This window comes from Reyranella sp., from assembly GCF_965227665.1.
GTDB lineage: Bacteria > Pseudomonadota > Alphaproteobacteria > Reyranellales > Reyranellaceae > Reyranella.
In genome coordinates this window covers 3,818,965-3,841,438 of sequence record NZ_OZ245767.1, presented here as the reverse complement: position 1 = coordinate 3,841,438, position 22,474 = coordinate 3,818,965, and the positions used below count along the sequence as shown (strand labels likewise).

Sequence of the window (22,474 nt, the reverse complement as noted above, 5' to 3'; positions counted from 1 at the left end):
GACAAAAACTCACCGCCCACGGAAGGCCCGGGCAAGCTGGTCGCTGAGCGGCTTCACCAGGAACGAGGCCACGGTGCGCGGCGTGGTCTCGATGAAGGCTTCGACCGGCATGCCGGCCAGCAGGTGCAGTCCTTCGAGACGGGACAGTTCGCCTTCGGCAACGCGGATGCGCACCGAGTAGTAGGGCTCGGTGGCCCTGTCATCCTGCGTGACGTCGGCGCCGATATGGATCACCTCGCCATAGACCTCGGGGGTCGTGCGCTGGTTGAAGGCGGCGAAGCGCAGGACCGCGTGCTGGCCGATATGGATCTGGTCGATGTCCTGCGGCGCCACCTTGGCCTCGACGATCAGCGAGTCGGAGTCCGGCACGATCAGCATGAGCGGCTCGCCCGCCTGGACGACGCCGCCCACCGTATGGACGTTCCTCTGGAAGACCCTGCCGTTCTGCGGCGACACGAGATCGATCCGCTTGAGCTGGTCCTCGGCCGAGACGCGGCGCTCGGTCATCTCCGATCGCTTGGCGCGGATCTCGGCCAGTTCCTTGCCGACCTCGGTGCTGAGATCCTGGTCGATCTGGTGGATCTTGAGCTCGAGCTCGGCGATGCGGCCGCGGCTCTGGGCCAGCGAGGCGATCAGGGCGGAACGCTCGCCCTCCATGCGGGCCGAATCGCGTTCCAGCGTGGTGACCCGGCTGATCGGCACGAGATTCTGCTTCCAGAGCGTGCGGACACCCTCCAGCTCCTGCGCCAGCAGCGCCAGCTCCTTGCCCTTGGCGGCTTCCTGCGCCTGGGTGCCGTCGATCTGGAGATGGAGCTGCTTGATCTGCTCCCGCAGCTGCGCCTTCTGGCCGTCGCGCGCGGTGCGGCGCATCTCGAACAGCTTCTGCTCGCCGTTCATCAGGCGCGCGATCTCCGGATCGTTCGCCCGCGAGGTCAGCTCGGCCGGGAACTCGACGTTCTTGTCGTTGTCGCGCTCCGCCTCGAAGCGGGCCTGGCGGGCCGCCAGTTCCTCGAGCGCCTTGGTTACGATCCCGAGATTCGCCTTGGCCTGAGTTCCGTCGAGCCGGACGACGACGTCGCCCTGCTTTACCCGGTCGCCTTCCTTGACCAGCAGCTCGCCGACCACGCCGCCGCTCGGATGCTGGATCTTCTTCACGTTGGTATCCACGACCAGTTTGCCGGGCGCGATCACCGCGCCGGACAGCTGCGTCGTGGCCGCCCAGCCGCCGACCCCGAACACGAGGAGGAGGCAAGCGGAGACGCCGATCAGGAGAGGCTTGCGGGTCATGCCCGGGACGGACACGGGCGGGCTCATGACGGCTCCCGCGGGCGGCCGACCGGCATCCGAAGGGGAGACGGCGGAGCGCCCGCCGCCTGCGCGGCGGCGGCCTGTGGCATCGCGGCCTTCAGCGTCTCTCTCAGGACGGCATCCTTCGGCCCGAAGGCCTGCTGGCGGCCACCCCGCATCACCAGGAGCTGGTCGACAGCGGCCAGGGCGCTTGGCCGATGGGCGATCACGATGGCAATGCCGCCGCGGGCCCGCACCGACATGATGGCCCGGGTCAGGGCCTCCTCACCGTCATGGTCGAGACTCGAATTGGGCTCGTCGAGCACCACGAGGAAAGGATCGCCGTAGAGCGCACGCGCCAGGCCGACGCGCTGACGCTGTCCCGCCGACAGCGCGGTGCCGCTCTCGCCCATCTCGGTCTCATAGCCGTTGGGCAGGCCGAGGATGAGTTCATGCACACCGGCCGCCTGCGCCGCAGCGATCACCTTGGTGGCGTCGGGCTCCGGCTCCAGGCGCGCGATGTTCTGTGCGACCGTGCCGGCAAACAGCTCCATGTCCTGCGGCAGGTAACCGATATGCTCGCCCAGCGCCTCAGACGACCACTGGTCGAGCGTCGCGCCATCGATCCGGACCTTGCCGGATACCGGCTGCCAGACCCCGACGAGGGTACGGGCGAGAGACGACTTGCCCGAGGCGCTGGGGCCGATGATCCCCAGCCCCTGGCCAGCCTTGAGGCCGAAAGCGATGTCGCGGGCCACCAGCATGTTCGCGCCCGGTGGTGCCACGCTGACCGTTTCGACCGACAGCGACCCCTTGGGCTTGGGCAGCTGCATCACGTCGCGGTCGTCGGGGATTCGCGCCAGCAGGTTGTTGAGCCGGTGCCAGCTCTGGCGGGCCGACACGAAGACGCGCCACTGGGCGATCACCTGCTCGACCGGCGCAAGCGCCCGGGCCGAGAGAATGGAGCCGGCGATGATGATGCCGGCCGTCGCCTGCTGCTTGATCACAAGGTAGGCGCCGACCGCCAGCACGGCCGATTGCAGCGCCATGCGCAAGGCGCGCGAGAAGCTTCCCATGCCGCCGGTGATGTCGCCCGCCCGCTGATGGGCCGCGACGTAGCGACGTCCATAGTCCGACCACTGCTGGGCGAAGCGGCCGACCATGCCCATCGCATGGAGGACCTCCGAATTGCGGCGACTCGCTTCGGCGAGGCTACTCCGCCGGCTGGAGAGCGACGAGACCTCGATCGACGGCTGGCGGACCTTGACCTCGGTGATGAAGGTGATGGCGACCAGGATCAGCGCGCCGACCGTCGCGGTGAGGCCAATCAGCGGATGAAACAGGTAGCAGATGCCCAGGTAGAGCGGCATCCAGGGCAGGTCGAACAGCGCCGCGGGGCCCGTGCCCGACATGAAGCTGCGGATCTGGTCGAGATCGCGCACCGGCTCGAAACCGTTCATCTGCGGCGCCCGGAGCGGCAGCTTGACCAGAAGGTGATAGACGCGCCGGTCCAGAATCTCGGCAAATCCGCCGGCAATCCGGATGAGCACCCGGTTGCGGACGATATCGAGGATGGCCTGGAAGCCGTAGAGGCCGAGGGCGAGGATGCAGAGTGCAACCAGGGTGGGAACGCTGCGGCTCGGCAGCACCCGGTCGTAGACCTGCAACATGAAGAAGGAGCCGGTAAGATACAGGACGTTCAGGATGGCGGTGAACAGCGCCACCCCAAGATAGGAAGTGCGACACGACCGCAGCACCTCCGCCAGCTCGGTTCGGGGCGACCCTGATGCAGGAGATGGTACCCGCGTCATGCTGCTTGTGAAATCCCTTTCGACGGACCGGCCGCCGCGTACCGCGGCGCAAGTCCCACTAGCACCGACGAGCGGCGACTGTCTCTCCTTTCGCCCCTCTGACAGCCGCTTGTTACCAAGATTTCACGATCCCTACATAGGGAAACTGGAGCCGCCGCCCAGAGTCGGCGCCCGAGGTTGCAGCGCGTATCAACGTCGACCATCTTCAGGCAGCCGCATATTCCGTGCGATCGCCAGCGTTCAACCAAGCAGACGGAAACGGTAAGCATGCCTTCAGCACCCCCGGTCGGTGTTGTGATCGCCAACAACAACAATGGCGCCTTCGTTGGGCGAGCCATCGAGTCGGTCGCCCGCCAGTCGTGTCGAAACCTGCGCACCCTCGTCGTCGACGATGCCTCGACGGACAATTCCGAAGAAGAGATTCGCCAGTGCCTGTCACGTCTCGGCGATTCGAGATTCGATTATATCCGCCTGGACACCAATGTCGGGCAGACCGGTGCGATCAAGCGCGGACTCGCGCGATTGGACACGCCTTTCGTCGGCTTCCTGGATTCCGACGATATCTGGTATGAAAATTTCATAGAACGGCATCTGTGCGTTCACATGAATGCCGACTTCCCCGTCGCCCTCACCTACTGCGATTCGCACATCATCGACGCCGATGACCACCTGCTGGCGGGGACGGCGTGGTGGTTCGAGCATGGCACGGGCCAAGGCGGCATCGACCCGGCCATGGTGCCGGCGATCGACGCCACGACCGGCCAGTTTTCGTTTCCCCGGAACGGGCGGCTGACCCTTCATCCGCACTGGACGGCGCACAGCGCCACGAACAGCATGGCGAGCATGATGTTGCGGCGCAGCTTCGTGGACCTGGTGCTCGTCGTCCCCGACCACGACCTGAGACTCTATGTCGATTACTACCTGTCGACCTTGGCCGGCCTGCTGACCGGCTCGATCGCCATTCACGATCCCCTCTATGGCTATCGCATGCACGGCGCCAACAAGCATTCGAACGCCCCGGTCATGGGCGGCACCTACAATTCCTCGACCAAGGACTGGGGCCCGATCAGCAGCCACATCCTCGGGCTGGTCCAGCGCATCCTCGACCAGGAAGCCTCGTCCATCCGGGCCTCCTTCGGCGACTGGCGCCACGCCCATGCGCAGGCGCTGGTGAAGCGGGCGCTCGATGCCCGCTCGACCGGCAGCAGGGGCGCGTGGATCCGCTTCCTCGATTCGCTGGCGACCCGGACACGGAACCTGCTCGGTCATGCTCGTTCAGTCGCGGGTCAGCGACGATGACACTCGGGGCGTTGGAAGCGGCGTGACAGGGAAAAGCCTCGACAGCGCCGTCTTCGTCGGCACGGCCCGCGACTGCGCCCGCTGGCTGCCGGACGTTCTCGCCAATCTCGCGAACCTGTCGCGGCTCTATGACCGGACAGCCTTCATCTTCGCCGTCAGTGACGCAACCGACGCCACCGCCACCCTGTTACGGAACTGGTTGGGCAAGGAACGGGCAGGAAAGGTTCTCGATCTCGGCGAGCTCGCCGGACGGTTCGAGCGGCGGACCGAACGGATCGCGTTCGCGCGCAACGCCTGCCTCGAAGAAGTGCGCGGCTCGGCTTTCGCGGACTACGGCCACATGGTCGTCACCGACATGGACGACGTCCTCGCCGCGCCCCTCGACCTCGGATCCTATGCCCGAGCGGCCGAGTGGCTCGACGCCGCTCCCGACCGAGCCGGCGTGTTCGCGAGCGCGTGGCCCCGTTACTACGACATCTGGGCGCTGCGGCATCCAACCTGGTGCCCGCACGACTGTTGGCACCGGATCTGGGAGCGGCCTGTCCGCGAGTCGTTCGAGGCCGCCAAGTTCCGCGAGGTCTTCGCCCGCCAGATCGCATTGCCGCCAGTGATGCGACCGATCGAGGTTCGCTCGGCTTTCGGCGGGCTGGGCCTCTACCGCCTGCCCTACGCGCTGAACGCGGGATATGTCGGGCTCGACGCCCAGGGACGCGAAGTCTCCGAGCATGTCGCCTTCAACGAAGCGATCGGACGCGCCGGCGGCCGCCTGTTCGTGTTCCCCGAGCTGCAGGTGCGGGCGCCGCAGCAGCATCTCTACAATGCCGGCGAATTCGGCGTGCGATGGCGTGCCGCGATGCGGCTGCGCCAGGCAGTGGAGCGCTATCGTCCCGCCTGGCGCACGCTACAACAGAGCAGATGAAGACGCTCATCGTCGATCCGGCCATCCATTCACGCGGCGGGCATCACTACGCCGCGATCAACCGGTTGCAGGCCGAGCTTGCCGGGCTGGGACTCGACGCACCCTGCCTCGGCTCCATCGCCGCCACGCCCGACGTCACACGTTCGCTCGACTGCACGGCGACCTTCACCGGGCCGGTCTATGGTCGCGACTATGCCAGCCCCCGGGAATTCGAGGCCCGCGTCGCCCAGACGAGCCGCGAGCTGGCGCGCGCCCTGAAACGGCTTGGCGCCTGGCCCGACATCCTGATCCTGCCCTGCTGCGATCAGGTCCTGGCTGCCTCCGTGGCGCGTGTCTTGGGGCGCCACCCGCTGAAGCCTCCGCCACAGGTGCTGATGTGGCAGCTCTACGGTCCGCACCACCGGCTCGCGCCGGACGATCCCGCCGCGATCCCGTTCCACCAAGAGGCGCGCCGGGGCTTCACCGCTCTTCTCGAGGCCGTTGGCGACCGCCGGCGTCTCGTCGCCTTCTGCGAAACCGAAGCGATGGCCGCGTTCTATCGCGCGCTGCTGCCCTTCGACGTGGGAGTGGCACCGGGGGCCGGTATCGCCCTGCCGTCCGTCCCGGGAGACCTGCATGCGGATGCGACCGATCATCCGCACTTGACGATCGCCGGCTTTGCCAATCGCTCGAAGGGATATCGCCTCCTGCCCGAAGCCATACCGGCGCTGCTGGAGCGTCACGCGACCTCGCACTTCACGGTCCACGGCATCGTCACGGGGTCCGATGCCGAGGACGACAGCTGGATCTTCGACGATCTGGAGAAGCTCGGGCCGCGCGTCGACATACGCAGGGGCGTGCTGTCCGACGAGGACTATGTCGACCTGCTTTCAAGCACCGACCTGCTGCTGCTTCCCTACGATCCCGCGTCCTACAAAGCGCGCGGCTCGGGGATGTCCAACGAGGCGCGCCGGATGGGCATTCCCATCGTGGCGCCGGCGGAATGCGCCTTCGCCTGGCCTGCCTTCGAAAAGGGGCATGGCGTGGCGATGTCCCGGTACAGCCCCGCCGGGCTCACCGAGGCGACGGTCGACGCGCTCGGCCGGCTGGATGCCCTGAAAGCCCAGGCGTCCGCCGTTGCCGGCACGACGCCGGACCCGCTCCGCGGCATCCTGGAAGCCACCATCGACGCCGCCCGCGCGCGTCCCCGTCATGGCGCCGCCCAGGCCCTGCGTCGCCTGCTAGGGGCTACCCCGTAGGCCGAGCGACGCAAGATACGACCAGCGCACCGTTCCATTGCGGAACCGGATGCCGTCCAGATACTGCCCGACGGCCCGGTCGACCAGGTCCTGCGGCGGCCTGTCCTTTCGAGCGCCGTCGGCGTAGGCCACGATCTCGCTCCAGCCGTCGGGCCGCGGGATCGACACGATGGTCGATTGCGTGTCGAGGTTCTTGTAGGTCCAGAACGACCAGCCGATGCCGTGCGTCTCGTGCAGGCGGCGGAACTCTTCGTTCCACTCGTCATTGAGTTCGCCGGTCTCGCCGAGGAACAGCGGCACATTGTAGAGGTTGGCGAAGTTCAGGTGCCGCTGGATCGAGTCGCGTTGCGTGGAGGCCCAGAACGAATGGTAGGTGTAGGCTAGGTTCCGGGCGAACGGTCGCCCGAGCATGGCGAAGCTCGAGCTCCACTGGCCGCCCGCCAGGATCACGATGCGCTCGGGATCGACCTCGCGGATCGCCGCCGTCGTCCGCTGGTAGAAGGGTTCCAGCCGCGCATTCAGCGTCGCCACGTCATGATAGGGCGCGATCGGCTCGTTCAGGATGTCGTAGCCCAGGATGACGGGGTTGCCGCGGTACCGTTGCGCCACGGCACGCCAGAGCTTCACCGTGAGGTCGCGATTGCGCGCCACGTAGAACATCAGCGGGTAACCCGGCCCGTCGTCATGGTTGATCCCGGTCTGGCCGCCGGGCGCGGCATGCAGGTCGGGAATCACGTAAAGCCCGGCGGCGGCGGCCCAGCCGACGACCCGGTCGAGCAGCGACCAGCCCTCGCCCGTCACTTCGCCGTCGGCGGTCATGAACAACCGCCAGTGCAGCGGGATCCGCACCATGTTGAAACCGGCCGACTTGATGAAGCGGATGTCGTCCTCTGTCACGTAGGTGTCACGGTAGCGCTGCCAGAACTGGGCGGCGCGCTCCGGGCCCAGAAGCCGGTCGAAGGCGCCGTAGATCTGGCTCGGCGACTTCGCGACCTCGAACTTGAACATGTAGCCTTCGGGCATCAGCCAGTTGCCGAGGCTGATTCCTTTGAGACGCAGGATGCGACCGTTTGGCTCGACGAAGTGCTTGCCCTCGATCCGGACCAGCGCCTCGGCCTGAACGGGCGACGCGAGACCGAGCAATATCAGGAGAGCGACGAGGAGGCGCATGACGGGACTGTAGCAGGACACTAAGATTCGTCCCGTCATGTTTCTCGCCTCGCTCCTGCTGCCAATCGCCGTCGTAGCCATCGTCTTCCTGGTCCAGCGCGTCCGGCTGCCCGTCTTCCTCGCGATCATGGCCACCGTGGTGGTCTATGGCATCGCCGCCGACATGACGTTCCAGTCGGTCGGCAAGGCGTTCGGCCTGGGCTTCACGACGGCGCTCGAGCAGACGGGGCTGCTGGTCGTCGCGGGCGCTCTGGTCAGCGGTCTCGTGCTGCGTACGCCGCTCGGCACCGGCACGTCCGCCGTGGCGGGACTGGTGGCGGGGCTGGGCGCGTCGGCCTCGGGCGGGCTGGCGCTGCTGCAGCCCGCGGGGCAGGACGCACCGCGGCGGGCGCTGGGCCTCGCGCTCACCCTGCTTGCGGTCGCCGCCCTGGTGGCGCCGTCGCCGCTCGCCGTCGCGGCCACCTCGGTGATGAAGGCGGGCCTCCGAACCGAATTCATGGTCGCCCTGCCGGTCGCGACCGTCGCCGTGGCGCTGGGCTGGTGGCATGTGGCGCGGCAGGTCCCGTCGCAGCCTGCCGAAGGCGAGCTCTCCTGGGCGTGGCTGTGCGTCGGCATCCCGCTGGTGCTGCTGGTGCTTCAGTCGGTGGCCCAGATGCCGAGCGAGCCCCTGGGCAAGGGCGGTGCGCGCGAATTCTATATCGGCATCTCCAAGCCGCTGATGCTGACCGCCATCGCCGTCACTTTGGCGATCGTGTTCGCCCGCCGCTGGGAGCCCTCGGTCCTGGCCGGCCGCTCCTGGGCGCCGCTCCTGCTGGCGGTCGGCGCGTCGGGCGGCCTGGCGCGCGTCTTCGACGAGACCGGCATGTCGGAGCTTCTGGCCGAGTATGCTCTGCATCCGCGCTACGGCGTGCTGACGCCGTTCCTGGCCGCGGCCATCGTGAAGACGATGCAGGGCAACTCGCTCACCGCCGTGCTCACGGCCTCGGGCATGGTCGAGCCGATGCTGCCGGCGCTCGGCCTCGACAGCGACTCGGGCCGGGCCATCGCGGCCGCCGCCGTCGGCGCGGGTTCGATGGCGATCTGCCACGTCAACGATCCCTTCTTCTGGATCGCCGCCCATATGGGCCGGCTCTCGCCGGGCCGCGCGCTCTCCGTGATCTCGCTCGGCAGCGCCGTCATGGCGATCGGCGCCCTGGTCGTGATCGCGACGATCCGCCAGTTCATTTGAGCAGCACTCGAAAGGCCGAGAATGCCCGTCAATCACTTGATCGATCGGAGCATCACCACAATCCTCTGGGCGACCGTGGGATTGGCCTTCCTGGGATCCTTCACGTTCCTTGCATTCCGAATACTGATGCTGATCGCGTCCATGGGAATGCTCTGCGACAGCTGCGGCAACCAAACGGACTTGGTGCGCATCCTGGGCGTCCAGTCCGCCGGGCTCATCATGCTGATCGGCGCGATGGTTCTCATCATCTGGCATGTCGATCGGTGGCCCCACAAACTGGCCGCCCCTGCCATGCTGGCGGTGGCACTGCTTTCCGCCCCCGCAGACACCTGGCATCACTGGTTCTGGTGGCTGGGTGCGTAGGGCCGGGCTGCGCGCTCGTGGTCGTCGCGACGATCCGCCAGTTCATTTAGAGTTTTTTTCGACGAGGTCTTTCCAACAACAACCTCACCCTGAGGAGCGCTCCATAGGAGCGCGTCTCGAAGGGTGGCCACGAGCACCACGTCTGTTGCGCATCCTTCGAGACGGCCCTCGGGCCTCCTCAGGATGAGGTAAGTGGGGTCAACTCAAAGGCGGAAAGGTTCTAGGGGACCAGCCCCTCCTCGCGGGCCTTGATCTGCAAAGCGAGGTAGCGGGAGTAGATGCGGCACTGGGCCAGGCTGCCGGCGATGAACCACAGGCCGGGCTGCGGCGTCGGCTTGAACATGTTGGCGAGCTCGCCGCCGGCGTCGAAGCCCCAGACCGGGCCGATGCGGTCGGCCACCTTGTCGCCCAGGAAGGCACGCACCGTCTCCTGCTGGTTCTTGTAGCCGGTGGCGACCACCACCAGCTCAGCCTCGCGCTGCGTGCCGTCCTTCAGGCGCACGCCGCCGGTTTCGAACCGGTCGATGTCGTCGTATTGCAGCAGCTTGATCCGCCCGTCGACGATCATGTCGGAGCAGCCGACGTTGAAGTAGTAACCGCCGCCGCGGCGCAGATACATCATCTGGAAGCCGGTATCGTCCTCGCCATAGGTCAGGCGGAAGCCGCGCTTCTCCAGGCCCGACAGGAGATCGCGGTCGACCTGGCGCATCTCGGCGGTCGAGAGCTGGTAGGCGCGCTGCAGCACCGGATAGGGCGAGGCGGCGGCCAGCAGGTCGCAATCCTCGAACGGCAGGCCTTCGGTGTAGATCGCATAGACCTTCTGCGCCTCGCGGATCGACACGACATAGGTCGGGCTGCGCTGCACCAGGGTCACATCGGCACCGCTGGCACAGAGATCCTGCGCCACGTCGTGGCCGCTGTTGCCGGTCCCCACCACGATCGTCTTGCGCCCCTTCCAGTCCGCACCGTTTGTGTAGGCGCCGGAGTGCATGACCGTGCCGGCAAACGTGTCGAGGCCCGGCAGTGACGGCTTGATCGGAATGGCGCTCACGCCCGTGGCGAAGACGACATGGCGCGGATGCAGCACGCGCTCCGTCCCGTCGCCCCGCAGCAAGGTCACCGTCCAGCGCCGCGTTGCCTCGTCGTAGCGGCCGGCGGTGAGCTGCGTGTCGGTCCAGTAGTTGAGGTCGAGATTCTCGACATAGGACTCGAACCAGTTGGCCAGCTTGTCCTTGGGAATGAACACCGGGAAGGTCGAGGGGAACGGCATCAGCGGCAGGTGATTGACGTGTACCTCGTTGTGCAGGGTGAGCGAGTGATAGCGCCGCCGCCAGTTGTCGCCGATGCGCGGGTGGCGATCGACGATCAGCGTATCGACACCCAGCGCCCGCAGGCGCGCGGCGGTGGCGAGACCCGCCTGGCCGCCGCCGACGACCAGCACGGCCGGGTCGCGATCCTCATAGGCCCGTGCCTTCACCCGCTGGTCGAGCCAGTTGTCGCCGCCGAAGTCGCGGCTGTAACGCTCGGCATCGCTCAATTCGCGCGGCCTTCCGTCGGGCCAGCCGTGCAGTTCCTCGAGGGTGGTGAGCAGCGACCAGGCCCGCCACGTCCCGCCCTCGTCGACGAGGCGCACGACGGCGTTGGCATGGCCAAAGGCGGTCTCGAACTCGAAGATCGCCTCGATGCACTCGGTGCCGGCGCGCTTCACGCGGCGCGGCGGCGTGCGCGCGCCGGGGATCTCCACGTTCTTCGCGGCGGTGCGCGCCAGCACCGGCGCCAACGCCGCCTCGATCGCCGCCCGCCCGGAACGGGTGACGACGTCCCAGCTGAAGGCCAGCACGTCGCGCCAATGCCCGTCGGGCATGAACGTCGCCGCGACGGCCACCGCATCCTGCGCCTGGAGCGCGGTACCGAACGAGTCGAGCCAGCGTGCGACGATCTCTCCGGCTTCGTCCGGGACTTCGGCAAATTGAACTGACATCAAAACCACTCCCGAAGAGGATCAGTCGAGCTTCACGCCCGAGGCCTTGACCGCGGGCTCCCAGAGCTTGCGGTCCTCGGCCAGGAACCGGTCGAAGCCGGCGCGGCCGGGCGGCGGCATGTCGAGGCCGAGATCGTCGTTCCAGCGCTTCTGGATCTCGGGCGACTTCAGCGCCTCCGCGATCGCGGCTTCGAGCCTGGCGAGGATCGGTTCGGGCGTGCCGGCCGGCGCGCCGATCCCATACCATGAGGTGGCGACATAGCCCGGCACGGTCTCGGCGATGGCCGGGATGTCGGGCGCCGCCTTCGAGCGTTGGGCGGAGGTCACGCCCAGCCCCTTGAGCTTTCCGGCGCGGACGTGCGGGAGCATCGAGGGCATGTTGGCGAACATCATGTTCACGATGCCCGCCATCAGGTCTGAATAGACCGGCCCGGCGCCCTTGTAGGGCACGTGGATGATGTCGACGCCGGCCAGCTTCTTGAACAGCTCGCCGCTCAGGTGCAGCGACGTGCCGGGGCCGGACGAGGCGAACGAGTATTTGCCCGGCTCCTTCTTGCAGAGCGCGATCAGCTCCGCGACGGTGTTGGCCGGCAGCGACGGTGTCACGCCCAGCAGGTTGGCGAGGATGGCCACGCGCGAGACCGCCACGATGTCCTTGTCCGGATTGTACGGCAGCCTGCTGTAGAGCATCGGGTTCAGCGTGTGGCTGGCCACCGAGATGAGGCCGAGCGTGTAGCCGTCGGGGGCCGCCCGCGCGAGTTCGACCGTGCCGATGTTGCCGCCCGCCCCACCCTTGTTCTCGACCACGAAGGTCTGGCCGAGGCTCTTGGAGAGCTGATCGCACATCAGCCGGCTCACCGTGTCGGTGCCGCCACCCGCCGCGAAGGGACAGATGAACTTCACCGTCTTGTTCGGCCAGCCCCCCTGACCGAACGCAACGGCAGGAACGATCGACGGCGCGGCCAGGGCCGCGACGAGCAGGCTCCGTCTCTTCATGGCGTTTCCCCGATTTGTGTTTTTTGCTTTTCAGACACCTCAGCGTAACCTCGCTGGGTAATCTGTCCAGATGGCTGAACCTCAGAGCGTCCAGGGCTATATCGACCAAACCCCGTCATGGCCCGACGGGACCCCCACACCCAGCGTGCCGATGACCCAGATGCAGTGGCGCATCTGGACACTCGCCACCGCGGGGAAATTCTTCGAAGGCCTGGTCGTCTTCATGACCGGCGTCGCCCTGCCGCTGATCGTCGAGGAATTCGGCCTTTCGCCCACGGGCAAGGGCATCGTGAGCGCCGCCACGCTGGCGGGCATCATGCTCGGCGCCGTGGCGCTGGGCGGCCTGGCGGACGTCTACGGCCGGCGCCGCATGTTCGTGATCGAGATGCTGGTCTTCGTCATTTTCCTGGCCGGCCTGACCGTCGCCCCGAGTTTCGGCTGGCTCGTCTTCTTTCTGTTCGGCGTCGGCGTGGCGCTGGGCTGCGACTACCCCACCGCGCACCTCGTGATCTCCGAGAGCATTCCCAGCCGCGACCGCGGCAAGCTGGTGCTGGCCGCCTTCGCCTTCCAGGCGATCGGCGCTCTGGCCGGCACGGTACTGGGCTTCGCGATCCTGACCTTCGATGCCTCGCTCGACGCCTGGCGCTGGATGTACGGCATGGCGATCGTGCCCGCCGCCTTCGTCGTGTTCGCCCGCCTGTTCGTGACCGACAGCGGCCAGTGGCTGGTGAGCCGTGGCCGCCACGCCGAGGCCGAGCGCGAGCTGCGGCGGCTGCTGAAACGCAAGCCGCAGTATCCCAAGCAGGTGCGCCTGGCCGGGAGCGACGACCCCGCCCATCACAGCCACCACCGGCACGGCCGCTGGTCAGACCTCTTCAACAGGAAGAACCGGCGCGCCACGATCCTGGCCTCGGTGCCCTGGTTCCTGCAGGACCTCGGGACCTACGGCATCGGCATCTTCACGCCGACGATCCTCGCCCACACGATCGGTCACGAGGTCACGAACGCGCATAACGTGTCGGCCATCATCGCCCGAGACCTCGAGGGCGCGAAGGGGGCGGCGCTGGTGGACACGCTGCTCATCGTGGGCATCCTCGCCGCCGTGCTGATGTCCGACAAGGTCGGCCGCATCCGGCTGCAGGTCCTCGGTTTTCTCGGCTGCGCCGCCGGGCTCGCGATGGCGGCGCTGCAGTCCCATGTCGATGAGCCGGCGCGCACGATGCTGCTGTTCGGCGGCTTCATGCTGTTCAACTTCATGACCAATCTCGGGCCCAACTCGCAGACCTACCTGCTGGCGGGCGAGGTCTTCCCGACCCACATCCGCGGCAAGGGTGCGGGCTTCGCCGCCGCCTTCGCCAAGATCGGCGCGGTGCTGACGGCCTTCATCTTCCCGGTGGTGCTGGCCGATGCCGGCACCGACTTCCTGCTGACCGCCCTCGTCTTCACGTCCCTGCTGGGCGCACTCATTACCTGGTGGTTTCGCATCGAGACGGCAGGCGTCAATCTGGAGGAGATCGGGCGCTAAAAATCGCCTGGCGGGCTTCGCCTCGCGGTGAGGGACGGGTAACCTCCGGTCAATGCACTCGCCGATCCGGGAGCTGTTGCGCTCGCCCGACTTTCTCAGGCTGTGGCTGGTCGGCGCCTTCGCCAACGCGATGCGCTGGCTGGAGCTGCTGGCGTCGGGCCTGTTCGCCTGGGAAGTCACGCACTCCGCCTTCGCCGTCACCGTCGTGGTCGCCTTGCGGCAGATCCCGCAACTCCTGTTCGGCGCCTTCGCGGGCGCCATCTCCGAGGCGGTGAATCGCAAGCTGATCTTCATGCTGGCGCTGGTCATACCGGCCGTGATCTCGACCCTGCTCGCGACGCTGGCCGTCACCGGCCATCTCGAGGTCTGGCACGTGGCGCTGGGCAACCTCGTCTCCGGCATCATGTGGTCGACCGAGATGTCGACGCGCCGGCGCATGGTCGGCGAGGTCGCCGGCCCGCACCGGATCGTCAACGCCATCGCCCTCGACAGCGTCACCTCGGCGGCGACGCGCGCGGTCGGTCCGCTCCTGGGCGGCATCGCTTTCGAATGGCTGGGCATGAAGGGCGCCTACACCGTAACCGCCCTCGTGCAATTCGCCGGCGCCTTTGCCATCGCCGGCCTCACCCATGCCCAGTCGACGCGACGGCTCGACCTGATGCGAATCCCGCACGAGATCGCAGACGGGCTTCGCTTCGCCTGGACCCGGCCCACCATCCTGCTGGTGTTCGGCGTCACGATCGTGACGAATGCGTTCGCCTTCGCCTATTCGGGTCTCGTCGCGCCGCTCGGGCAGGGCGAGTTCCATGTCTCGCCCGCGCTGGTCGGCCTGCTGGCGGCCGGCGAGCCGCTGGGGGCCTTGCTGGGCGGCGCGCTGATCGCGGCCGGCATCGTGCGCATGGACCGACGCCTTGCCTTCGCCGGCGGCGCGGCATTGTTCATGGTCGCGCTCATCCTGATGGCGCTGTCGCCCTTCTACTGGCTGGCTTTCGCGCTGCTCGTGATCGGCGGCTTTGGCACGGCAGGCTTCGGCAACATGCAGTCGACCCTGATGCTGACCGAAGCGCCGCCCGAGATGCGGTCAAGGCTGATGGGTGTCGTCACCGTGTGCATCGGCACCGGCCCGCTCGGCCAGCTCGCGGCCGGCGGCCTTTCAGACGGTCTCGGCCCGCGGGGAGCGGTGATCGCGATGGCGGCGGTGGGATTGGTGCTAACGGGGGCAATGGTACTGGCTTTGCGCAGAAAGCCAGTACCGCCCGCGTAACTATGGCCCTTAGGGCCGAGGCATCACTTCAGGAACTTCAGGCACTCGCCAGCCGCTTCCGCCGCGGCGCGCGCGTGGTCGCGGGACATCGAGCCACCCATCACCATCGGACGGGCGACGCTGGTGAGGGCGTCCTTGATGTCGGTCTGGGGCGTCATCGTGGGCGCCACCTTGCTGTAGAGGAGCTGGCCGTCCTTGTTGAGCTGAGCCGAACAAGCCGCAGCAGCGGCCTGGTCGGCGGCCTGGGCGGCGGCCGGCAGGAGCGAAAGGCCGAGCAGCGGCAGAAGGATACGGCGCATGAAGAAGTGTCCTCGAAAACTCTGGTTCGACCATAGTATAGCAACTCTTCGGACGGGTGGCATAGACGTTGCGTCGCGCCCATCGGGACTGCAGGCGTTTCGATCACCTGACGCGCGAAACCATCAAATATTCATGGACCCCGCGACGGAACGGCGGCATGAATGCCCCAGAAAATTGAAATTCCGCTGCAATTATAGCGGGTATGAGGAGCGGATACGGTGCAGGAAGGCGACCCTACAGCAATCACGGTCCAACCCGAGGCACCACCGTTCAAGCAACGTCGCATAGACGGCCGGGCGCTCCGCAGCGAGCGCACCAAGCAGCTCATCATCGAAGCCTATCTGGAATTGCTGAACGAGGGGCCGGAGGCGCCGACGGCGGCCCAGATCGCCAAGCGCGCCGGGTATTCCGTAAGATCGGTCTTCGAGCGCTTCGATGATCTTCCAGCACTCACCATCGCCGCGGCCGACTATGCCTTCGCAGGGGTGATGGCTCGCGCCCTCTACCAAGACCGGAGCGGCATCCGGGCCGAACGCGTGCGGTCCCATGTCGAGAGGCGTTCCGCCATCTGCGAGCGTTGGCTGACGCTGTGGCGGGTGCTCCTGCAACATCAGAAAGATTCGGAACTGGTACGAGCGCGGATCAGCCGGATTCGCGACGTCATGTGGACGGGTCTGGCGCTTAACTATCGCGCCGAACTCGCCGATCTGCCCGAGGTCGATCGCACCGTATTGCTGATCGCGCTTGAGCAGTTGACCGATTTCGAAAGCTGGGGTCGCATGCGCGAACGCCACGGCCTGTCGGTAGAGGAAGCACGCCACGCCTGGATCACGGCCATCGACCGGCTGCTGCCCCCCACCCCGCCGGAAGCGGCCCCGTCGACTGTCTCCTGACCTCAGGCGCGCACGAGCGTCTTGATGACGAGCGCGGGCTTGCCGGACTTCTCGGCGACTTCACGATCCTGCTCCGCAATGATCTCGCGGGCGGGCAGATCCTTCTCGAGCCCTTCGAGGGCTTCGAGCGGTACACGGCGGTTGGAGCGCTGGCTGCCGTCTTCGTAGGTGACGTTGAACAGCACGTACTCGGTACGCTTGCTGGATTTCTTGGCCATGGGGCCTCCACATCGTTTCAGGTCCGTCGACCACGAGGGCGTATCTGCGCATTCCCCGTCGGAAACGCGTAGACAGATGCGTCGTCTGGCGAACCAACTCGCCCGAAGGGCAATGAAAAACCCCGCACCCAGAGGGTGCGGGGTCATCTCATGTCGCTGAACGTGGCCGCCGTTACCGGCAGCCGCGTGATCAGCCGACCGACTTCAGGTTGTCGGCCGACATCTTGCCGCTGCGACGATCGGAGACGAGTTCATACTCGACCTTCTGACCTTCGTTCAGCGTGCCCATGCCGGCGCGCTCGACGGCGCTGATGTGCACGAAGGCATCGGCACCGCCGTTGTCCGGCTGGATGAAGCCGAAGCCCTTCTGAATATTGAACCACTTCACGGTTCCCGTCGCCATGGGTAACCCTTTCACTACTTTAGATATGCTGAACCGCGCGGCGTCCCACACAAAAATCAGGGAACGCGCAGCCGGCCGTCGAATTCGCACTGGTTTTCGGGATCAAAGTTCGTGGAGCGGGTTGCCGGCGAAGCCGGAAACGCGGACCAAAATCGTCTGTCCGTCTATCGACCGTCTGCATATGGCCTCTTGCCGAGGCTTTTGCAAGGACCGATTGGCCGCACTGCGGACCAGGGCTAGGCTCGATCGGCCACATGGTGCAGGGAGAGTGTCTTGGCGGAACATCCGAAAGTGCTCATCTCGGGCGCGGGCCCGGTCGGTCTCACGCTCGCCAACGAGCTCGTCCGCCACGGTATCCCCGTTCGACTCATAGACAAGGCAGCGCACCGAACCGACAAGTCGAAGGCGCTCGTGCTGTGGAGCCGCACGCTCGAGCTGTTCGACGATGCCGGTTACGCTAGGGACTTCGTGGCCGCGGGCGTGCCGGCGCACGGCGCCCGGATCTCGACCGGCACCGAGGTCGTCGCCGAGATTTCGTTCGACGTGATCGACAGCCGCTTCGCCTATGCGCTGATGATCGCGCAAAGCGAGACCGAGCGCCTGCTGGAAGAGCGATTGGTCGCCGCCGGCGTGACGGTCGAGCGCGAAGTCGAACTGACCGGGTTCGCCGACACGGGCTCGTCGGTCAGGGCCACGCTCGCCCGACCGAGCGGCGCTTCCGAAACGGTCGAGGTGGACTGGCTGGTCGGCTGCGACGGCGCCCATTCGGCGGTGCGCCATGGGCTCGGCTTCGAGTTCGAGGGCTCGACGCTGCAATCGCACTGGGCGCTGGCCGATGGCCATATGTCGGGCCTCAGCCCCCTGGATCACCTGCACATCTTCTGGCACCGCGACGGCATCCTGGCCTTCTTTCCCATCGGGGGCGATCGCTGGCGGGTGATCGCCGATCTGGGGCCCGCCAGCGGTGCCGACACTCATCCCGACCCGACGCTCGATCAGATCAACGAGTTGATGGCGCGCCGCGGCTCGCCAAGCATCGTCATGTCCGATCCGGTGTGGCTTGCCGCCTTCCGCATCAACGAGCGCAAGGTCAGGGATTATTCAAAGGGCCGCGTGTTCCTCGCGGGCGACGCCGCCCACATCCACAGCCCGGCGGGCGGTCAGGGCATGAATACCGGCATGCAGGACGCCTTCAATCTCGCCTGGAAACTCGCGCTCGTGATCGAGGGCGCCGCCAACCCGTCCCTGCTCGACAGCTATTCGCGGGAGCGCAGCGCCGTCGGCGACCGTGTGCTGCGCAATGCCGGGCTAATGACCGAAGCCGCGACGCTCCGCAATCCGCTCCTGCAGGATGTGCGGAATGCGATCCTGCGGTTTGCCGCGGGCTTTCCGCAGATCCGGCACCGGGTCGCCGACCAGCTTGCCGAGATGGACATCGGCTATCCCGACAGTCCGCTTACGGCCCGGGGCACCGATATCCCGGCGGGCCCGAAGCCCGGCCAACGCTGGCCGCACCCGCTTCCCGCCCGTGCCAGCGGCCGCAGGTTCACCGCGATCGGGCCGGCCGCCCTGGTGGCCGCGCTCGAAGCGAAGTTTCCCCGGCTGGTGACGACTGTACCCGAGGGAGACTCGCTGCGGCTCATCCGTCCCGACGGGTATGTCGGCTTCGCCGGTACGCCAGGGGACATCGCTCGCGCCGAGACGTATCTGGCGTCGCTCGCCTGCTGAGGCCGTTCACAGGAACGTCCGGAACGTATGAGAAGCCCACTCGTTGGACGGCCTGACCCGCAGACCCTCTGGAGACACCTCGATGTCCGACGGCCTCACGAACCCGCCTGCTCTCGCAATCGCGACCGACATGGTCTGCCACATCATCGTGAAGGCACGCGAATTCGATGGGCAGGATGTCGAAACCGATCCGGATTCCGCTTCGAATGCCGCCGACGATGGCGGGATCTCGGTCCTCGAGGAACATGACGACGATCCGACCCAGGCCGAACTCGTGGCCTTCATCGAGGCGCTCGACGAGGACGAGCAGGTCGATCTCGTCGCCCTCTTGTGGCTGGGCCGCGGCGACGGCGACATCGACGACTGGGAGGACCTCATCACCCAGGCCCGCGACGCGCGCAACGGCCGGACCTCGGCCTATCTGCTCGGTCAGCCCCTCCTCGCCGATCATCTGGCCGACGGGCTGTCCGCGCTAGGCCTGTCCTGCGAAGATTTCGAGAAGGACCACCTGTAGCTTACGTCTCAGGGCATCGTTCCGCGCGGCCGCTTTTCGCCCGGTCGCACACGCCGATCCTCGTCCTCGGGTCCGACGGTCCGTGACGTCTCTCCGTCGCGGGGCGGCACGCGCTCCTCGACATCAGGCCCGCGCTCGACGTCGAGATTGTCACGGTCGCGGGGTTTGGGATTCGGATCCTGGTTCATGTCGCTCTCCTCTTCGGAAGCGAACGGGGAGGCGCCCGGCGGGTTGCCGATCCGCTGCCTCAGCGGCGACGGCGTGTTTTCGGCCGCGCGGCGGCCGGGACGACCTCGTCACGGTCGAGATTGTCGTAATCCTCGTCCATGAGGCGGTAGTCCATGGTGAGTTCCTCGCCGGCCTCGATGTCGCGCAGGGCGTAGTAGGTCACGTCACCGTCGTCGGAGCCGATGTTGGGATCGGCCGAGTGGTTCATGTACCAGCCGGTCGAAATGCGCAGGAAATCGAGCGGCACCCAGTATCCGCGCGCGGTTCGGATACCGAAGCGCTTGATGAGCTGCACCTGCGGCGAGGCATGAGCCCTGGCGACGGGGATGAAGCGGCTGTCCTTGCCGTCCCACACCCGGACCAGCTCGTCCTTCTTGATGTCGATATCGGCAAAGCAGCCGAGACCGTGGATCGAGGAGGCGCCGAGATAGACGAATGCCTTGCTGGTCTTGCGCTTCATGGGCTGGCTTCAGGCCTTCACGATGAAAGGCTTCGCCGCGGTATCGTAGTCGGCATAGCCCAGGGTCGTGCGCAGTTCGGCCGGCGACAGCGCGCTCTTGCTCTCCGCCTCGCCGGCCTTGAGCGCGGCCAGTCCGGCCTTGATGCCGGCAGCGGCCGGCGACAGCATGCCCGTCGGATAGGTGCCGATCTTGAAGCCGAGAGCGAGCGCTTCCGTCTGCGAAGGCGTGGCGCGTGGCGCACCGGGCGACAGGACGGCGAAGGACGGCCGGCCCTTGGCGGCAGCGATCCCGCGCTTGATCTCCTCGTCGTCGGCCGGCGAGTCGAGGAACAGAATGTCGGCGCCCTCCTCGACATACATCTCGATGCGCGCCACGGCCTCATCGATGCCCTGCGTCGGCCGGCAGTCGGTACGCGCCAGGACGAGAATGCCGGAGTCCTTGGCGGCCTGGACGGCGGCGCGGATCTTCATGCGCGCTTCCTCGCGCGGCAGGCAGGGCTTGCCCGCGGCCGTGAGCGCGCGCGGCGTGATCTTGTCCTCGATCAGCACCGCGGCGGCACCGGCGCGGCCATAGGCGCTAACCGTGCGCTGCACGTTCATCGCATTGCCGTATCCGTGATCGCCATCGGCCAGGACCAGCAGGTCGGGCGCCGCGCTGTGCACCATGTTGAAGGAATCGAACATCTCGCCGAACGAGACGAGGTCTAGGTCGGGACCACCCAAACGGCTGGCGGCCACGCAGGAGCCCGAGAGGAAGGCGGTCTTGAAGCCCTCGCCATAGGTCAGCTTGGCGGTGAGCCCGTCCCACACGGCCGGCATGACGACGAGGCCGGGCTCGGCCAACAGGGCGCGCAGGCGCTGGGGGGCAGTGGTCACTCGACTCTCCTCGAATTCCGAAACGGCGGCGGACGATAGCAGACCGTGACGGCGGGTCGACACCATGGCGGCACCCGGTCTAGGCTTTCACTCGCACTGCAAACCAACGGAGACCAGAGCGCCAACAACAAGACATCGTCGGAGGAAACCAAAATGAAAGTCGCCAAGACGCGTTTCGTTTCGATCTGCATCGCAGCAACCCTCATCGGGTGGTCGGGCACCGGATGGGCCCAGAAAAGCGGCGGCACGCTGCGCATACAACACATGGACACGCCGCCCAGCGCCTCCATCCATGAGGAATCGACCGTCTCGGTCGCCGTCCCCTTCATGGCGCTCTACAACAACCTGGTCGTTTTCGATCAGAACGTTCCGAAGAACAGTCTCGACACCATCGTCCCCGACCTCGCGATGTCTTGGGAGACGAAGGACGAGGGCCGCAAGCTCGTCTTCAAGACGCGTGACGGCGTGAAATGGCACGACGGCAAGCCGTTCTCGGCAGCGGACGTCGCCTGCACCTTCGATCTCATCCTCACGCCCGATCGACTGCGCCGCAATCCGCGCAGCGCCTGGTACGGCAACGTCGAAAAGGTCACCGCCGACGGCGCGTCGGAAGTGACCTTCCACCTGAAGCAGCCGCAGCCCTCGCTGCTGGCGCTGCTCGCCTCGGGCTACACGCCGATCTATCCCTGCCACGTGCCGGCCGCCGACATGCGACGCAAGCCGGTCGGGACCGGCCCGTTCAAGCTGGCCGACTTCAGGATGAACGAGGGCATCAAGCTGGTGAAGAATCCCGACTACTGGAAGCCGGGCCGCCCCTATCTCGATGCCATCGAATTCTCGATCATCCCGGATCGCTCGACCCGCATGCTGTCCTTCGTCGCCGGCAAGTTCGACATGACCTTTCCGGCCGACGTCACCGTCCCGCTCCTGAAGAACATCAAGCGCGACGCGCCCCAGGCGCAGTGCACGATGCGCGAGAGCGGCGTCAGCACCAACCTGATCGTCAATCGCGAGGTCGCGCCGTTCGACGATCCGAAGATCCGCCGCGCCATGGCGCTGACGCTCGACCGCGAGGCCTTCATCCGGATCCTGAGCGAAGGCGAAGGCAGGATGGGCGGCGCCCTGCTGCCGCCGCCCGACGGCGTCTGGGGCCTGCCGCCCGAGAAGCTGGAGGGCCTCATCGGCTATGGAGACGTCGAGAAGGCGCGAGACGAGGCCCGGGCGCTGATGAAAGAAGCGGGCTACGGCCCCGACAAGCGGCTGAAGCTCAAGGTCAGCACCCGCAACATCGCCACCTACAAGGATCCTGCGGTGATCCTGATCGACCAGCTCAAGCAGATCTGGATCGATGCCGAACTCGAGATCATCGATACGACGATCTACTACAACCGCGTCTTCAAGAAGGACTATGTCGTCGCGCTCAACCTCACCGGCAGCGCGGTCGACGATCCGGACGTGACGCTGTTCGAGGGCTATGCCTGCGGCTCGCTGCGCAACTACAACAACTACTGCGACCCGGCGATGACCAAGCTCTTCGAGGAACAGTCGCGCGAGACCGACCGCAGGAAGCGCCAGGAGCTGGTCTGGGAGATCGACCGAAAGCTGCAGGAAGACGTGGCGCGGCCGATCATCAGCCACGGCCGCATTGCCGGCTGCTGGCAGCCGCAGGTGAAGAACGTGACACTGCACACCAACAGCATCTACAACAACTGGCGCTTCGAGGACGTCTGGCTCGATCGCTGAATCAAATTCCTCCCCCGTCAAACGGGGGAG

General features: G+C 66.7%; 22 protein-coding genes. 11 read left to right on the top strand and 11 right to left on the bottom strand.

Annotated elements, in window-relative coordinates; translation table 11 throughout:
- Positions 1 to 9: 9 nt before the first annotated feature.
- Together ACO07I_RS18530 and ACO07I_RS18525 are read right to left on the bottom strand one after the other, a co-directional pair.
- Positions 10 to 1,314 (bottom strand): HlyD family type I secretion periplasmic adaptor subunit, encoded by a 1,305-nt coding sequence (locus ACO07I_RS18530; protein ID WP_422009861.1) that lies wholly within the window; start codon positions 1,312 to 1,314, stop codon positions 10 to 12.
- A complete protein-coding gene (locus ACO07I_RS18525; protein ID WP_422009859.1) occupies positions 1,311 to 3,098 on the bottom strand; it encodes a type I secretion system permease/ATPase in 1,788 nt (595 codons plus the stop codon). The genes ACO07I_RS18530 and ACO07I_RS18525 overlap by 4 nt, the downstream gene beginning before the upstream one ends.
- Positions 3,099 to 3,365: 267 nt before the next feature.
- Here ACO07I_RS18525 and ACO07I_RS18520 point away from each other — a divergent pair, with 267 nt between their 5' ends.
- From ACO07I_RS18520 to ACO07I_RS18510, 3 genes are read left to right on the top strand one after another with little or no spacing between them, the layout of a single operon-like run.
- Positions 3,366 to 4,397, top strand: coding sequence for a glycosyltransferase family 2 protein (locus tag ACO07I_RS18520; protein WP_422009857.1), 1,032 nt, complete (start codon positions 3,366 to 3,368; stop codon positions 4,395 to 4,397).
- A 22-nt stretch (positions 4,398 to 4,419) separates the two neighbouring features.
- Positions 4,420 to 5,316: a hypothetical protein gene (locus ACO07I_RS18515; RefSeq protein ID WP_422009855.1), complete on the top strand. Its 897-nt coding sequence runs from the start codon at positions 4,420 to 4,422 to the stop codon at positions 5,314 to 5,316.
- On the top strand, positions 5,313 to 6,554 hold the full coding sequence (locus tag ACO07I_RS18510) for a hypothetical protein (RefSeq protein WP_422009853.1): 1,242 nt from the start codon (positions 5,313 to 5,315) through the stop codon (positions 6,552 to 6,554). The genes ACO07I_RS18515 and ACO07I_RS18510 overlap by 4 nt, the downstream gene beginning before the upstream one ends.
- On the opposite strand, the gene ACO07I_RS18505 is transcribed toward ACO07I_RS18510, so the two are convergent.
- Positions 6,537 to 7,724 carry a glycoside hydrolase family 5 protein gene (locus ACO07I_RS18505; RefSeq protein ID WP_422009851.1) on the bottom strand — a complete coding sequence of 396 codons (1,188 nt, stop codon included), beginning with the start codon at positions 7,722 to 7,724 and terminating at the stop codon, positions 6,537 to 6,539. The two genes, ACO07I_RS18510 and ACO07I_RS18505, sit on opposite strands and share 18 nt — an antisense overlap.
- Positions 7,725 to 7,761: 37 nt before the next feature.
- Between ACO07I_RS18505 and ACO07I_RS18500 the strand changes: the two genes are divergently transcribed.
- On the top strand, positions 7,762 to 8,952 hold the full coding sequence (locus ACO07I_RS18500; protein WP_422009849.1) for a hypothetical protein: 1,191 nt from the start codon (positions 7,762 to 7,764) through the stop codon (positions 8,950 to 8,952).
- Positions 8,953 to 8,973: 21 nt separating this feature from the next.
- Complete coding sequence (locus ACO07I_RS18495; RefSeq protein WP_422009847.1) at positions 8,974 to 9,315, top strand: hypothetical protein; 342 nt, start codon at positions 8,974 to 8,976, stop codon at positions 9,313 to 9,315.
- 220 nt (positions 9,316 to 9,535) lie between these two features.
- Here ACO07I_RS18495 and ACO07I_RS18490 read toward each other — a convergent pair whose 3' ends face one another.
- A complete protein-coding gene (locus ACO07I_RS18490; RefSeq protein ID WP_422009846.1) occupies positions 9,536 to 11,296 on the bottom strand; it encodes a flavin-containing monooxygenase in 1,761 nt (586 codons plus the stop codon).
- Between the two features lie 21 nt (positions 11,297 to 11,317).
- Entirely contained in the window at positions 11,318 to 12,292 is a 975-nt protein-coding gene (locus ACO07I_RS18485; RefSeq protein ID WP_422009845.1) for a Bug family tripartite tricarboxylate transporter substrate binding protein, read from the bottom strand.
- Positions 12,293 to 12,362: 70 nt separating this feature from the next.
- Between ACO07I_RS18485 and ACO07I_RS18480 the strand changes: the two genes are divergently transcribed.
- Positions 12,363 to 13,817 (top strand): MFS transporter, encoded by a 1,455-nt coding sequence (locus ACO07I_RS18480; RefSeq protein WP_422009844.1) that lies wholly within the window; start codon positions 12,363 to 12,365, stop codon positions 13,815 to 13,817.
- Positions 13,818 to 13,869: 52 nt separating this feature from the next.
- Positions 13,870 to 15,081, top strand: a complete 1,212-nt coding sequence (locus ACO07I_RS18475; protein ID WP_422009843.1) for an MFS transporter — start codon at positions 13,870 to 13,872, stop codon at positions 15,079 to 15,081.
- A gap of 23 nt (positions 15,082 to 15,104) precedes the next feature.
- On the opposite strand, the gene ACO07I_RS18470 is transcribed toward ACO07I_RS18475, so the two are convergent.
- Positions 15,105 to 15,380: a hypothetical protein gene (locus ACO07I_RS18470; RefSeq protein ID WP_422009842.1), complete on the bottom strand. Its 276-nt coding sequence runs from the start codon at positions 15,378 to 15,380 to the stop codon at positions 15,105 to 15,107.
- A 219-nt stretch (positions 15,381 to 15,599) separates the two neighbouring features.
- On the opposite strand from ACO07I_RS18470, the gene ACO07I_RS18465 reads away from it, so the two are divergent.
- Entirely contained in the window at positions 15,600 to 16,274 is a 675-nt protein-coding gene (locus ACO07I_RS18465) for a TetR/AcrR family transcriptional regulator (protein ID WP_422009841.1), read from the top strand.
- 2 nt (positions 16,275 to 16,276) lie between these two features.
- Here the strand turns inward: ACO07I_RS18465 and ACO07I_RS18460 are convergent, their stop codons facing one another.
- Together ACO07I_RS18460 and ACO07I_RS18455 are read right to left on the bottom strand one after the other, a co-directional pair.
- Positions 16,277 to 16,492, bottom strand: a complete 216-nt coding sequence (locus ACO07I_RS18460; RefSeq protein ID WP_298311605.1) for a hypothetical protein — start codon at positions 16,490 to 16,492, stop codon at positions 16,277 to 16,279.
- Between the two features lie 190 nt (positions 16,493 to 16,682).
- A complete protein-coding gene (locus tag ACO07I_RS18455) occupies positions 16,683 to 16,895 on the bottom strand; it encodes a cold-shock protein (protein ID WP_298311601.1) in 213 nt (70 codons plus the stop codon).
- Positions 16,896 to 17,168: 273 nt separating this feature from the next.
- On the opposite strand from ACO07I_RS18455, the gene ACO07I_RS18450 reads away from it, so the two are divergent.
- Together ACO07I_RS18450 and ACO07I_RS18445 are read left to right on the top strand one after the other, a co-directional pair.
- Positions 17,169 to 18,623: an FAD-dependent monooxygenase gene (locus ACO07I_RS18450; protein WP_422009840.1), complete on the top strand. Its 1,455-nt coding sequence runs from the start codon at positions 17,169 to 17,171 to the stop codon at positions 18,621 to 18,623.
- An 82-nt stretch (positions 18,624 to 18,705) separates the two neighbouring features.
- On the top strand, positions 18,706 to 19,137 hold the full coding sequence (locus tag ACO07I_RS18445; RefSeq protein ID WP_422009839.1) for a DUF3775 domain-containing protein: 432 nt from the start codon (positions 18,706 to 18,708) through the stop codon (positions 19,135 to 19,137).
- An 8-nt stretch (positions 19,138 to 19,145) separates the two neighbouring features.
- Here the strand turns inward: ACO07I_RS18445 and ACO07I_RS18440 are convergent, their stop codons facing one another.
- Genes ACO07I_RS18440 through ACO07I_RS18430 form a run of 3 tightly spaced genes read right to left on the bottom strand, consistent with a single transcriptional unit; the run spans position 19,146 to position 20,701 of the window.
- Positions 19,146 to 19,325, bottom strand: a complete 180-nt coding sequence (locus tag ACO07I_RS18440; protein ID WP_422009838.1) for a hypothetical protein — start codon at positions 19,323 to 19,325, stop codon at positions 19,146 to 19,148.
- Positions 19,326 to 19,384: 59 nt separating this feature from the next.
- Positions 19,385 to 19,825 (bottom strand): SET domain-containing protein, encoded by a 441-nt coding sequence (locus ACO07I_RS18435; RefSeq protein WP_422009837.1) that lies wholly within the window; start codon positions 19,823 to 19,825, stop codon positions 19,385 to 19,387.
- Between the two features lie 9 nt (positions 19,826 to 19,834).
- Positions 19,835 to 20,701 (bottom strand): isocitrate lyase/PEP mutase family protein, encoded by an 867-nt coding sequence (locus ACO07I_RS18430; protein ID WP_422009836.1) that lies wholly within the window; start codon positions 20,699 to 20,701, stop codon positions 19,835 to 19,837.
- A 153-nt stretch (positions 20,702 to 20,854) separates the two neighbouring features.
- Between ACO07I_RS18430 and ACO07I_RS18425 the strand changes: the two genes are divergently transcribed.
- Positions 20,855 to 22,444, top strand: coding sequence for an ABC transporter substrate-binding protein (locus tag ACO07I_RS18425; RefSeq protein ID WP_422009835.1), 1,590 nt, complete (start codon positions 20,855 to 20,857; stop codon positions 22,442 to 22,444).
- Positions 22,445 to 22,474: the final 30 nt, after the last annotated feature.

Bases quoted from the DNA above. Each gene is read 5' to 3' on its own strand.
- ACO07I_RS18530 (WP_422009861.1), bottom strand. From the start codon at position 1,314: ATGAGCCCGCCCGTGTCCGTCCCGGGCATGACCCGCAAGCCTCTCCTG.
- ACO07I_RS18525 (WP_422009859.1), bottom strand. From the start codon at position 3,098: ATGACGCGGGTACCATCTCCTGCATCAGGGTCGCCCCGAACCGAGCTG.
- ACO07I_RS18520 (WP_422009857.1), top strand. From the start codon at position 3,366: ATGCCTTCAGCACCCCCGGTCGGTGTTGTGATCGCCAACAACAACAAT.
- ACO07I_RS18510 (WP_422009853.1), top strand. From the start codon at position 5,313: ATGAAGACGCTCATCGTCGATCCGGCCATCCATTCACGCGGCGGGCAT.
- ACO07I_RS18505 (WP_422009851.1), bottom strand. From the start codon at position 7,724: ATGCGCCTCCTCGTCGCTCTCCTGATATTGCTCGGTCTCGCGTCGCCC.
- ACO07I_RS18500 (WP_422009849.1), top strand. From the start codon at position 7,762: ATGTTTCTCGCCTCGCTCCTGCTGCCAATCGCCGTCGTAGCCATCGTC.
- ACO07I_RS18495 (WP_422009847.1), top strand. From the start codon at position 8,974: ATGCCCGTCAATCACTTGATCGATCGGAGCATCACCACAATCCTCTGG.
- ACO07I_RS18490 (WP_422009846.1), bottom strand. From the start codon at position 11,296: ATGTCAGTTCAATTTGCCGAAGTCCCGGACGAAGCCGGAGAGATCGTC.
- ACO07I_RS18485 (WP_422009845.1), bottom strand. From the start codon at position 12,292: ATGAAGAGACGGAGCCTGCTCGTCGCGGCCCTGGCCGCGCCGTCGATC.
- ACO07I_RS18480 (WP_422009844.1), top strand. From the start codon at position 12,363: ATGGCTGAACCTCAGAGCGTCCAGGGCTATATCGACCAAACCCCGTCA.
- ACO07I_RS18475 (WP_422009843.1), top strand. From the start codon at position 13,870: ATGCACTCGCCGATCCGGGAGCTGTTGCGCTCGCCCGACTTTCTCAGG.
- ACO07I_RS18470 (WP_422009842.1), bottom strand. From the start codon at position 15,380: ATGCGCCGTATCCTTCTGCCGCTGCTCGGCCTTTCGCTCCTGCCGGCC.
- ACO07I_RS18460 (WP_298311605.1), bottom strand. From the start codon at position 16,492: ATGGCCAAGAAATCCAGCAAGCGTACCGAGTACGTGCTGTTCAACGTC.
- ACO07I_RS18455 (WP_298311601.1), bottom strand. From the start codon at position 16,895: ATGGCGACGGGAACCGTGAAGTGGTTCAATATTCAGAAGGGCTTCGGC.
- ACO07I_RS18445 (WP_422009839.1), top strand. From the start codon at position 18,706: ATGTCCGACGGCCTCACGAACCCGCCTGCTCTCGCAATCGCGACCGAC.
- ACO07I_RS18440 (WP_422009838.1), bottom strand. From the start codon at position 19,325: ATGAACCAGGATCCGAATCCCAAACCCCGCGACCGTGACAATCTCGAC.
- ACO07I_RS18435 (WP_422009837.1), bottom strand. From the start codon at position 19,825: ATGAAGCGCAAGACCAGCAAGGCATTCGTCTATCTCGGCGCCTCCTCG.
- ACO07I_RS18425 (WP_422009835.1), top strand. From the start codon at position 20,855: ATGAAAGTCGCCAAGACGCGTTTCGTTTCGATCTGCATCGCAGCAACC.